We start from the raw sequence: 11,151 nt of genomic DNA, 5'->3' as shown, positions 1-11,151 counted from the left end.
AATATATTAATCATCCCCCCACCACCGATAACTAAAAACATGCCCTTACACTCTTACCCATCACGACTCTATTCCGAACTCGGCGGGCCGCCGGGCGCGGCGCGCCCGCGGATCCGCGGGCGCGCCACGGTCAGGCTCGGCGCGCTGAGCAGCAGCCGCCGGGTGTGGTCGTCGGACGGCGCGTCGAGGATCCGCCGGACCGGGCCGGACTCGACCACCCGGCCCTGCGACATCACCACGATCCGGTGCGACCGGTCCGCCGCCACGCCCAGGTCGTGGGTGACCAGGAGCACGGCGCTGCCCAGGTCCTCGGTCAGCGACTGGAGCCGGTCCAGGATCCTGCGCTGGACGGTCACGTCGAGGGCGCTGGTGGGCTCGTCCGCGTCCTTGAAGAGCGGCCGGGAGTTGTTGAGGCTGATGCCGAAGGCGATGCCCGGGTTGGCACGTGCCAGAAGCCGGACGCCCGCTCCCTTGAGCGCGGCCTCGTCGGCGAGGCCGACGCTGCCGATGGCGTCGACCTGCCCGGACGAGAGGCTGCCGCTGCGCACTCCGGCCTCGGCGACCACCTTGTAGACGGCTGCTTGAACCTCACCTTGGCGGTGAGCTCGTCGACCACCGTGGTGCCCTCGTACCCCGCCAGGTAACCCTGGGCGATGATCGCGCGGGGGCCGAGCTCGGGGATGGCCTCGAAGTTGTTCCTGACGACCTCGGCGGTCAGCTTGGAGCCGTCGCTGAACGTCACGCCCGGCCGCAGGTGGAAGGTGAACGTCCGGGCGTCGTCGCCGACCTCCCAGCGTTCGGCCAGCCACGGGACGATCTTGCCGGTGGCCGGATCCTGGTCGGTCAGCGAGTCCACGATCTGGCGGACCGAGTAGACCGTGTCGTTGCTCCCGACCGCCTGCGGGTCGACGCAGCCGACGTCCGAGCCCACGGCGAACGTGAGCGTGCCGCCGGACCTGGGCGGCCCGCCGGCCGACTGCACACCGCCGCCGGGCGCGCACGCGCACAGCGACAACGCGGCGACCAGCGACCCGGCGGTCGCCCGCGTGAACCGGGGTCGTGATCACCGCCCTGCGCCGTCACGGTCACCCCAATTATCTGCAATGTCTACCTACAAAGTAGGGAATAGTTCACCCTCCACCCCTGACGGCCTTCCAGCGTGCTCTGACGCTGCTGGTGGGGGTGGGTTCGTTGTCACTTCTCGAGGGGGGCGGTGCAGCCGTCGGGTGATTGCCGGGGTGGGCGGGGGTGGGTCAACGTGGGGGCTGAAGGTGTCCGTGGGGTGGAAGGGGCGCAGTCATGGCGAGCGAGTTCCAGCGGGTCAAGGTGACGGGGGCCTTCCGGGCGATGGGAGGCGACCGGGACGGGTACCTGCGGGAGGGCGACTTCGCGGCGCTGGCGGGGCGGTGGACGACGCTGCGGGGCACGGCGCCGGGGTCGGCGGAGTACGCGCGGCTGCACGAGATCATGATGCGCTGGTGGTACACCCTTCAGGTCTCCGCGGCGCGCGAGGACCGGGTCACGGTGGACGACGTCCTGACGGTCGTCGACCATCTGCACGAGATGCCCGAGGCGGTCACCGCGACGGCCGAGGCGATGTTCGAGGCGGTCGACGGGAACGGCGACGGGCGGATCAGCGCGGCCGAGTACCGGCAGCTCATCGAGGCGTGGAACGGGCGCCCGACGGATACCGACCAGATCTTCCCGCGGCTCGACCTCAACGGCGACGGCCATCTGTCCCGCGTGGAGTTCACCGAGCTCTGGACGCAGTTCTGGGCCGGGGACGATCCCGGCGCGCCGGGCACCTGGGTCTTCGGCCCGCCGGCCTCGGGCGCCCCCTAGCCGGGCACCTGGCGTGCGGCGAAGTCGCGCCGAAAGGGCGTGGTCGATTTCGTCAATAGACGCGCATGTCTGTTTAACGAGGCGCGTGCGAGACTGCGGTCCCCGCTTCCCGCCAGGAGACCCCATGCTCCCCTCGCGCCTTGTCCTCGTCCCTGTCACGGCCGGCATCGTGCTGACGGTGCCGGCGGCCCCCGCCTCAGCCGACCCGGCGTTCCAGGCCCCGATCGCCTGCGGTCAACGCTGGACGACCTCGACGCACAGCGGCCATGCCGACCCCGACATGCTCGACATGGTCTCCACCGACGGTGTCACGCGCGGCAAGCCGGTGCTGGCCTCGGCGCCGGGCACGGTCACGGTGTCGACGTTCTACAGTTCCGCCGGCAACACGGTCGTGATCGACCACGGCGGCGGCTGGCAGACCCGCTACCTGCACCTGGACAGCCGTGCCGTGGTGGTCGGCCAGAACGTCGGCCAGGGCGCGCAGGTCGGGGTCGCGGGCAGCACCGGCTCCGACACCACGGGCCCGCACCTGCACTTCGAGCAGAAGCTCAACGGCGCGGTCGTGCAGGCGCGCTTCAACGGTTCCCTGGTCCCCCGGGCCTGGAGCTACAACCAGGTGTTCGTCACCAGCGCCAACTGTGGCGGGACGCCCGGCAGGTACTGGGTCGACACGTTCGCCGCCGCGCCGGGCCACAGCACGCCCGGCGGGACGCGCACCGGCACGCTCAACCAGGGCACCAACTACGTCTACTGCCGCGCGTGGGGGCCGAACGTGCAGGTCGGGGCCGCCTACAACCACTGGTGGCTGAAGACCGACCTGGACTCCGGGAGCCCCTGGCAGAACCAGTGGGTGTCCGCCTACTACCTCGCCCGCTGGGGCAACGACGAGGCCAAGGACAACACCGGCCGCGACATCCCCGACTGCTGACCGCGGGACCTCGGCTCAGTGCTGGAGGGCGGCGGCCACGTCGCGGCCGATACGCGTGGATGGCGCGGCTCACCGCGTCCATGCGCGGCCGCAGGGCGGTGAGCTCGGCCGAGAGGCTCTCCAACGAGGGTGCTGCCGCGGCCATGATGACTCCCATCGCGGGCGGCACCGTGCCGCCGGGGCCGAGAATACGAACGCGCCGGGCCTCGCCGCTTCGAGTTGCCGCGCACCGGATAACCGTTCCCGGCTTTCCGCGTCCAGACGAAGGCGCCCCGCGAAGAAGGAGCGGCCAAATGCGGACGGCCGTATGCGGACAGCTCCACTTGGACGGCTTATTCGTCCGTACCGTGAATCGGGCAACGGGGTCACGGGGGTTCGATGGAAATGGTCTACGGCGCAGGTTGACACGGCGCACGACGATGACGGTGCCCGGGGGACGGGGCACCGCCATCGCCTCATGGTGTCGGGGGTTTCGGGGTCGGCGTGCGGAGGGCCGCAGGTCCGTGCATTCGCCGGAGCGCGCCATTCTTGTGCGCGGCATCCGGTGCGGATTACCACTCTCAGACGCCATTTGTTTTCGGGGATCGAATGAGGCCTGAAAGGGGCCGGCATGAGTGAGGAACCGAGGGGCGGAGTACCGCGCGAGCGAGGGGCCGTCCGGCTCGACTTCGCGTACGAGGGGCGGCGGGCACGGCTGGTGTCGACGGAACGGGTCGACATGGTGGTGCCGCCGACCGACGCGCTCGAAGGGTACGAGGGGCAGCGCGGGTTCTGGGTCGAGGTCCGCGACCCGGACGGGCGCACGCTGCACCGGCGGGTCATGGCGGATCCGATGGACACGACCGTCGAGGTGTTCTCGGCCGGGCCCGGGGCGTCACCGCAGCGGGTGCCGGCGGAGCGGCCTCAGGGAGCGTTCACCGTGGTGGTTCCCGACCTGGAGGGCGCCGACCACCTGGCGCTCGTCGGCGTCCCCGAGGACGCGGGCGGGCTGCGCGCCGGGGCCGCGGCGTCGGAGCTGGCGCGTTTCCCGCTCACCGGCGACGAGGCGGGTGGGGCATGACCACCGCGGACGGCACCGTCGTCGGGACCACCAAGATCGTCAACGCGGGCGACGCCGCGCAACGCTGGAACCTGGTCATCCTGGGCGACGGCTACCAGGCGTCCGAGCTCGCGCAGTACGAGGCCGACGTGAAGAAGTTCGTGGACACGCTGTTCGCGACCCCGCCGTTCGACCGGCTGCGGCCGGCCGTCAACGTGTTCCGGGTCGACGTCACCTCGACCGACAGCGGCGCGGACGAACCGACCAGGTGCGGGGGCTCCGGGGCCACCCCGGCCACCTACTTCGACGCCACGTTCTGCAGCCAGGGCATCCAGCGCCTGCTGGTGGTGAACCAGGACACCGCGCTCACGGTCGCGCGCGACCAGGTGCCTCAGGTGCACATGGTCCTGGTCTCGGTCAACTCGCCCGTCTACGGCGGCTCCGGCGGCGGCGTCGCGGTGTTCTCGCAGGCCCCGGACGCGGTCGACATCGCGCTGCACGAGATGGGGCACACCGCGTTCGGGCTCGCGGACGAGTACGAGTCGCTGCTGGGCTGCGGCCTGGAGACCGACCACGACCACCATCCCGGCCCCGAGCCGGCCGAACCGAACGTCACGACCGTGAGCGACCGCACCCGGATCAAGTGGCGCACCCTCATCCGCCCGTCGACGCCGGTGCCGACGACCTCGAACCCGGACTGCACCAAGTGCGACCCGGCGGTCGGCCCGCCGCCCGGGCTGCCCTTCACCGTCGTGGGGGCGTTCGAGGGCGCCGACCACTACCACTGCGGCGCCTACCGGCCGCAGTTCAACTGCCAGATGCGCGTGCTGGGCAACGCCTTCTGCGCCGTCTGCACCAGGCGCATCCGCGAGACGCTCCATCCGTTCCTGCCGACGATCCTCGCGGCGAGCGGCAGGATCACCTTCCTGCGCGCGCACGACGTGGGCACCAGGTTCGGGCCGCCCGACGACCAGATCGACGTCGAGGTGGTCGTCAAGCTCGACTCCGAGCCCGACAAGGCGTTCGGCTTCCGGCTCCGCGCCGACGACGACGAGGGCGCCCGCCAGGGGATGCTCGACACCCTGCGCGGGGCGTTCAACCGGAACCGCCCGGTCGTGCTCGACTACCGGCGCGCGGCGGGCCTCGACAACGGCCTCCTCCTCCGGGTCGCCGACCGCACCTGAACCCGGCCGACCGCACCAGAACGCAGCCGACGACACCTGAAATCTCACGAGGGGACGACAATGGCACTGCTCGGAACGACCGGGAAGCTCACCTTCCTGCGCGTGCACGACGTGGGCACCAAGTTCGGGCCGCCCAACGACCAGATCGACGTCGAAGTGGTCATGAAGCTCAACTCCCAGCCGCAGCAGGCGATGGGCTTCCAGCTCCGCAACGACGCCAACCGCCCCGCCCGCGCGGGCATGCTCGACCTGCTGCAGGACGCGTGGAACAACAACTGGACCGTGAGCGTCGACTACAACCTCGACCCCGGCAGGACGAACGGGATCGCGATCCGCGTCGCCCTCGTCAAGTAGGGCCGCTCGCGAACGGGAGGGGCGGCGCCGGTGACCGGTGCCGCCCGTACCGGCGGGTGGTCAGGTCGCCGGCCCGCCCGGCCGGGACACCGAACACCGTGCCGGTTTCCGGATAGCCGGCATCACGCCGGCCGCGCCGCGCCGCGGAATGTGAGACCTGCTGATATCCGATCGCCGAAATATCGTCGATCACTACGCAGCGCTCGGAGCGGTGACGTCCGTACCATCGTGCGTTCGTATGCCAGGCGCGCGAACAGGAGCTGACCTTGGGCCCCCGCCAAGACATGAAGAAGGCCAAGCGTCGGGGCGATCTGAGCGATCGCGTCTCGATCGAGCTGGTCCGCGAGGACGGCGCCGTCCGCGAGGTGCGGGCGTCGGCGCTGGTCCCGGCCGCCACCTCGGGCAGCGTCGCCGACATCCCGTTCGTGAACGCCGAGGAGGCCCCCGCCGAGGTCGTGATCCGGCGGCAGGCCGGCGGCGGATGGCAGGGCGTGACCGCCCGGGAGTTCGCCGACGAGGTGCGGGCCGCGGCCAAGGGGCTGATCGCCGCCGGGCTGGCCCCGGGCGGGCGGGTCGCGCTGATGTCGCGCACCCGGTACGAGTGGTGCGTCCTGGACTTCGCGATCTGGTCGGCGGGCGGGCAGACCGTGCCGATCTACGCCACGTCGTCGGCCGACCAGGTCGAGTGGATCCTGCGCGACTCCGGCGCCGCGTTCCTCGTCGCCGAGACCCCGGAGAACGCCGAGACCGCCGCGAGCGCCGCCGCGGCCCTGCCCGACCCGGTCCAGGTGTGGTGCCTGGACGACGGCGGGCTCGGCAAGCTCGTGCAGGCCGGGGAGGGCGTCCCCGACGACGAGGTGACCGCGCGGCGCACCGCCCTGTCGCCCGGCACCATCGCCACCATCTGCTACACCTCGGGCACCACCGGCAGGCCCAAGGGCTGCGTGCTCACGCACGGCAACCTGCACGCCGAGGCGGCCAACACCATCGAGCTGCTGCACCCGATCTTCACCGAGATCACCGGTGACAAGGCCTCGACGCTCCTCTTCCTGCCCCTCGCGCACATCCTCGGCCGCACGATCCAGATCGCGTGCCTCAAGGGCCGCATCGAGATCGGCCACTTCCCGAGCATCAAGCCCGACGAGCTGCGCCCCGAGCTGAAGTCGTTCGGCCCCACGTTCGTCGTCGGCGTCCCCTACCTCTTCGAGAAGATCCACGACACCGGCCGGGCGATGGCCGAGAAGCTCGGCCGCGGTTCCTCGTTCGAACGCGCCGACAGGATCGCCGTGCGCTTCGGCCAGGCCCAGCTCGCCAAGTACCTCGGCACCGGCCCCGGCCCCTCCCTCGGCCTCTACCTGGCCTGGGCCCTCTACGACCTGCTGGTCTACCGCCGCATCCGCAAGGAGCTGGGCGGCAACCTCAGCTACGCGATCAGCGGCGGCTCACCGCTGGACCCGCGCCTGAACTTCTTCTTCTACACCTCACAGATCGTGATCTACGAGGGCTACGGCCTCACCGAGACCACCGCCGCCGCGGCCATCACCCCGCCGCTCGGCCCCCGCCCCGGCACGGTCGGCCATCCCGTCCCCGGCACCGCGATCCGCCTGGCCGACGACGGCGAGGTCCTCATCAAGGGCCCGATCGTCTTCACCGACTACTGGCAGAACGAGGACGCCACCGGCGAGGCCCTCTCCGGCGGCTGGTACGCCACCGGCGACCTCGGCAGCTTCGACGACGACGGCTACCTGTCGATCGTCGGCCGCAAGAAGGACATCCTCATCACCAGCGGCGGCAAGAACGTCTCCCCCGCGCCGCTGGAGGACCGCCTGCGCAGCCGCCCGCCCGTCATGCAGTGCATCGTCGTCGGCGACGGCCGCAAGTACGTGGCCGCCCTCGTCACCCTCGACCCCGAGGCCGTCGAGCACTGGCTCGCCGTCCGCAAGCGCCCCCGCGACACCCCCGTCGAAGACCTCCGCGACGACCCCGACCTCGTCGCCGACGTCCAGAAGGCCGTCGACTACGCCAACGAGGCGGTCTCCAAGGCCGAGGCCATCCGCAGGTTCCGCATCGTCGCCGGCGACTTCACCGAGGAGAACGGCCTCCTCACCCCCTCCCTCAAGGTCAAGCGCAACGCCGTCATGGCCGCCTACGCCGACGACATCACCGCCCTCTACACCGACTGACCGGCGTCGCCGGGCCGGTCTTCGGGGTTGGTGCCGAAGCCGTCTCGGGTGGTGCGCTGTTCCAGGGGCTCCAGTTCCTGGAAGAGGGTGATGTGGAGGCCGGCGGGGGCGTTGAGGCGGGCGTTCAGGGAGCGCCAGGGGGTGACCGTGGGCGGGGCCACCTCCTCTCCCCCGGCTTCCAGGAGGCGGGCGGTCGCCGCGGGGGCGTCGTCCACCTCGAAGGCGACGCGGATCTTCGGCGCGACCTGGCGGCCCACCTCGACGTCGTCGATGAGGCGCTTCTGCGCGGGGTTGGCGATCTCCAGGGTGGCCCGGCCGGCGTCGAGGATGACCACCCGGGCGTCCCCCTCGCCGGAGAAGGCGGCCTGCTCGGGCAGGCCGAGGGCGTCGCGGAAGAAGGCGAGGGCCTCCTCGTAGTCCTCCGCCTCGACGACGAGGCGGAGCTGGCGGACGGACGGCGTGTTCTCGATCATGATCTCCATGATGGCGGGAGATCAGTCGGTTCTGATCGAGGTCTCGGCGTCGTAGGCGCGGGCGAAGGCGACGACGCCCGGCGGGGCCTTCTCCAGGGAGCCCGAGTCGTAGGGCGGCTCCGGCTGGTACTCGTTCATGAGCTGGAGGAGCTTCGCCCGGTCGGCGTCGAACAGCGTGCCGACCAGGGCCAGCCCCATGTCGAGCCCGGCGGACACGCCCGCGGCCGTGATGATGTCGCCGTCGACGACGACGCGGTCGGTGCTGACCTTCGCGCCGAGCTCGCCGAGCACCTCGCGGGAGACCCAGTGGGTCGTCGCCGTCCGCCCGGTCAGCAGTCCCGCCTTCGCGAGCAGGGTCGCGCCCGTGCAGACCGACGTGGTCCAGGTCGCGGCCGGGTGGGCGGCGGCCAGCCAGGCGAGGAGCGCGTCGTTCTGCTCCAGGACCGCCCGCCAGCGTCCGCTGCCGGGCACGACGATCAGGTCCGGGCCGGGCAGTTCGTCGAACGTGGTGGTCGCGTTGAGCTCGAGCCCCTGGTCGGCGCGGACCGTCCCGCGCCGGTGGGCGACGAAGTGCGGGGTGATCTCCGGGTTGGGGGCCAGCATCTCGTAGGGGCCCACCATGTCGAGCGCGGTCATCCGGTCGTACAGCACGAAGGCGGCGTCCATGAAGGTCCTTGTCATGAGGAGGTGGTCCCAGCATGGAGCGTTCGGCCAGGTCAGCTCAATGACATGTCTCCCACACTTCAGGACATGCGGGACGACCCTGTCCTTCTTGGCGGCCGCGGCGGCCTGGGCGGCGGGGGCGGCGGCCTGGGCCGTGGGGGCGGCGGGCGGCAGGCCGCGTGGAACCAATTCGGACCAGTGCCCAGGCACCCATGGACGGCCCGGGAGCGGGTGGCCGATCGACCCGCCACGCGGTGCGGACAGTTGCCGGGCCGTGCCGGTGTTGACAGGATTCGTCCCGGCTCGCCTTGGCGGGCGACGTGACGACCACCAGCGGGGAAGCGGCGATTGAACCGGCCAAAGACGAGGGATCGGCTCCGCTACTGGTTCGACAACACCATGTCGAAGGGCACTCCGGCACTGATCGGCTGGCTCGGCCTGGCGTCCGGCCTGCTGGTCGTGGCGGTGGCGACGGTGGTGACGGTGATCGCGCCGCGGGACGCCGCCGACAACGGCTCCTGGCCCGGGGTCGTGTGGCGCAGCCTGCTGCGCACGCTCGATCCGGGCACCATGGGCGGCGACGAGGGCGGAGCGGTCTACCTCGGCATGATGCTCGCCGTCACGATCGGCGGGATCTTCATCGTCAGCGCGCTGATCGGCGTGCTGACCACCGGCCTGGAAGCCAAGATCGAGGAGCTGCGCAAGGGCCGGTCGCGCATCATCGAACGTGACCACACCGTCCTGCTCGGCTGGTCGGACCACATCTTCACGGTGGTCTCCGAGCTGGCCGAGGCCAACCAGAGCAAGCGGCGCTCGTACGTGGCGATCCTGGCGGACATGGACAAGGTCGAGATGGAGGACGCCATCCGGGCGCGCGTCGGCGACACCGGCCGCACCCGCGTGATCTGCCGGCACGGCAACCCGCTCAAGGTGGCCGACCTGGACCTGGTGAGCCCGGCGACCGCCCGTTCCGTCGTGGTGTTGTCACCGCAGGAGGCCGACCCGGACATCCACGTCATCAAGGTGCTGCTCTCGCTCGGCGCGCGCGAGTGGCACGCGCGGCGCCCGCACATCGTGGCCGCCGTCCACGACTCGGCCAACCTCGCCGCCGCGCGGCTGGCGGGCGGCCCGGACACGCAGATCATCGACGCGGACGACATCGCGATCCGGCTGATCGTGCAGTCGCACCGCCAGTCCGGGCTCTCCGCGGTCTTCTCCGACCTGCTGGACTTCAAGGGCCACGAGCTCTACATGCACCGGGACGCCGCGCTGACGGGACTCACCTACGGCGAGGCGCTGGACGCCTACGAGCTCGGCATCCCCGCGGGCCTGCGGCACGCCGACGGGGGCGTGTCGGTGAACCCGCCGATGTCGACCGTCATCCGGTCCGACGACGAGATCCTCATGCTCGCCGAGGACGACGTGCTCATCAAGCGGGCGTCCGCCACCCGGCCCCCGGTCTTCCCGGACACGATCGGCACCGCGACGCCCAGCGAGGTGAACCCCGAGCGCACCCTGCTGGTCGGCTGGAACCACCGCGCACCCAAGATCATCAAGCTGCTCGACGACTTCGTCGAGCCCGGCTCGGTCATGCACGTCGCCGCCAACCGGCCCGACCCGACCGGCGTGCTCCCCGCGACGCGCAACCTGGCCCTCGGCTTCACCCGCTGCGAGCCCACCGCCCGCGCGGACCTGGAGAGGCTGGACGTCGGCACCTACCAGCAGATCATCGTGCTCGCCGACGCCGCGTACGACGCCGACCACGCCGACGCCCGCACCCTGCTCACCCTGCTGCACCTGCGCGACCTGGAGGACGCCCTCGGCGACCCGTACTCGATCGTCAGCGAGATCAACGACGAGGCGAACCGGGAGGTCGCGCAGGTCACCAAGGCCGACGACTTCATCGTCAGCGACCGGCTCATCAACCAGGTGCTCACCCAGCTCAGCGAGAACCGGTACCTGTACGAGGTCTACATGGACCTGCTCGACCCGGAGGGCTCGGAGATCTACCTGAAGCCCGCGACCGACTACCTCCGGCCCGGCGTCGTGGCCAACTTCGCCACCGTCATCGAGGCGGCCCGGCGCCGCGGCGAGACCGCGCTGGGGTACCGGTACGGCGCGCAGTTCCACCAGCCCCCGTCCTACGGGGTGGTCCTCAACCCCCGCAAGGCCACCGCCCTCACCCTCACCGCCGGCGACGCGGTGATCGTCCTCGCCGAGGAACGGAACTCCACGACGGACCCGGAGGAGTCGCGGACGGACCAGGAGACCGTCGGCCACGGCTCCTGAAGCCCGCGCCTCCTCCGCGCGGGTGGCGGAGCGGGCCAATCTACTACAACTATAGTAAAGTGCTGCCTCCGCGCGCTCGACGTCCGGCGGTCAAGCCTCCTGAACTGGGGTTATGAGAGACAGGGGGAACTCGTCGATCTCACCGGCCGTTGAACCGACGAACCGTCCTACAGAGAGAAAGATGAGCAGCGACCCA

At 71.1% G+C, this 11,151-nt stretch carries 10 protein-coding genes and 1 pseudogene; 7 read left to right on the top strand and 4 right to left on the bottom strand.

Translation table 11 applies throughout. From position 1 onward, the window contains the following. Positions 1-68: 68 nt before the first annotated feature. On the bottom strand, positions 69-566 hold the full coding sequence (locus ABZ810_RS42230; protein WP_358412820.1) for a hypothetical protein: 498 nt from the start codon (positions 564-566) through the stop codon (positions 69-71). Between the two features lie 53 nt (positions 567-619). Beyond that, positions 620-856 (bottom strand): annotated as a pseudogene (locus tag ABZ810_RS42225) (ABC transporter substrate-binding protein); the annotation flags it as partial. Between the two features lie 443 nt (positions 857-1,299). Here ABZ810_RS42225 and ABZ810_RS42220 point away from each other — a divergent pair. From ABZ810_RS42220 to ABZ810_RS42195, 6 genes are all read left to right on the top strand, one after another. Beyond that, positions 1,300-1,842, top strand: coding sequence for an EF-hand domain-containing protein (locus tag ABZ810_RS42220; RefSeq protein WP_358412812.1), 543 nt, complete (start codon positions 1,300-1,302; stop codon positions 1,840-1,842). A gap of 124 nt (positions 1,843-1,966) precedes the next feature. After that, on the top strand, positions 1,967-2,770 hold the full coding sequence (locus tag ABZ810_RS42215) for a M23 family metallopeptidase (protein WP_358412810.1): 804 nt from the start codon (positions 1,967-1,969) through the stop codon (positions 2,768-2,770). A 610-nt stretch (positions 2,771-3,380) separates the two neighbouring features. Beyond that, the gene (locus tag ABZ810_RS42210) at positions 3,381-3,830 is read left to right on the top strand and encodes a hypothetical protein (RefSeq protein ID WP_358412808.1); all 450 of its coding nucleotides are present in this window, start codon (positions 3,381-3,383) and stop codon (positions 3,828-3,830) included. Continuing rightward, complete coding sequence (locus ABZ810_RS42205; RefSeq protein ID WP_358412806.1) at positions 3,827-4,993, top strand: M64 family metallopeptidase; 1,167 nt, start codon at positions 3,827-3,829, stop codon at positions 4,991-4,993. Before ABZ810_RS42210 ends, ABZ810_RS42205 begins: the two co-directional genes overlap by 4 nt. A 60-nt stretch (positions 4,994-5,053) precedes the next feature. Then, positions 5,054-5,347 (top strand): hypothetical protein, encoded by a 294-nt coding sequence (locus ABZ810_RS42200; RefSeq protein ID WP_358412804.1) that lies wholly within the window; start codon positions 5,054-5,056, stop codon positions 5,345-5,347. Positions 5,348-5,613: 266 nt separating this feature from the next. After that, a complete protein-coding gene (locus tag ABZ810_RS42195; protein WP_358412802.1) occupies positions 5,614-7,530 on the top strand; it encodes an AMP-dependent synthetase/ligase in 1,917 nt (638 codons plus the stop codon). Here ABZ810_RS42195 and ABZ810_RS42190 read toward each other — a convergent pair. Together ABZ810_RS42190 and ABZ810_RS42185 are read right to left on the bottom strand one after the other, a co-directional pair. Continuing rightward, positions 7,518-8,003: a VOC family protein gene (locus ABZ810_RS42190; protein ID WP_358412800.1), complete on the bottom strand. Its 486-nt coding sequence runs from the start codon at positions 8,001-8,003 to the stop codon at positions 7,518-7,520. The genes ABZ810_RS42195 and ABZ810_RS42190 overlap by 13 nt on opposite strands. A gap of 21 nt (positions 8,004-8,024) precedes the next feature. Beyond that, positions 8,025-8,684 carry a DJ-1/PfpI family protein gene (locus ABZ810_RS42185; RefSeq protein ID WP_358412798.1) on the bottom strand — a complete coding sequence of 220 codons (660 nt, stop codon included), beginning with the start codon at positions 8,682-8,684 and terminating at the stop codon, positions 8,025-8,027. 381 nt (positions 8,685-9,065) lie between these two features. On the opposite strand from ABZ810_RS42185, the gene ABZ810_RS42180 reads away from it, so the two are divergent. Next, positions 9,066-10,955: a potassium transporter TrkA gene (locus ABZ810_RS42180; protein WP_358412796.1), complete on the top strand. Its 1,890-nt coding sequence runs from the start codon at positions 9,066-9,068 to the stop codon at positions 10,953-10,955. The last annotated feature ends 196 nt before the right edge of the window (positions 10,956-11,151 follow it).

This window comes from Spirillospora sp. NPDC047279 (genome assembly GCF_040643285.1).
Taxonomy (GTDB): Bacteria; Actinomycetota; Actinomycetes; order Streptosporangiales; family Streptosporangiaceae; genus Spirillospora.
This window is presented reverse-complemented; position numbering and strand designations above follow the sequence as displayed.

What these genes read in the sequence shown, in the direction of transcription:
- ABZ810_RS42220 (WP_358412812.1), top strand. Translation starts at nt 1,300, where the DNA reads ATGGCGAGCGAGTTCCAGCGGGTCAAGGTGACGGGGGCCTTCCGGGCG.
- ABZ810_RS42215 (WP_358412810.1), top strand. Translation starts at nt 1,967, where the DNA reads ATGCTCCCCTCGCGCCTTGTCCTCGTCCCTGTCACGGCCGGCATCGTG.
- ABZ810_RS42210 (WP_358412808.1), top strand. Translation starts at nt 3,381, where the DNA reads ATGAGTGAGGAACCGAGGGGCGGAGTACCGCGCGAGCGAGGGGCCGTC.
- ABZ810_RS42205 (WP_358412806.1), top strand. Translation starts at nt 3,827, where the DNA reads ATGACCACCGCGGACGGCACCGTCGTCGGGACCACCAAGATCGTCAAC.
- ABZ810_RS42200 (WP_358412804.1), top strand. Translation starts at nt 5,054, where the DNA reads ATGGCACTGCTCGGAACGACCGGGAAGCTCACCTTCCTGCGCGTGCAC.
- ABZ810_RS42190 (WP_358412800.1), bottom strand. Translation starts at nt 8,003, where the DNA reads ATGATCGAGAACACGCCGTCCGTCCGCCAGCTCCGCCTCGTCGTCGAG.
- ABZ810_RS42185 (WP_358412798.1), bottom strand. Translation starts at nt 8,684, where the DNA reads ATGACAAGGACCTTCATGGACGCCGCCTTCGTGCTGTACGACCGGATG.
- ABZ810_RS42180 (WP_358412796.1), top strand. Translation starts at nt 9,066, where the DNA reads ATGTCGAAGGGCACTCCGGCACTGATCGGCTGGCTCGGCCTGGCGTCC.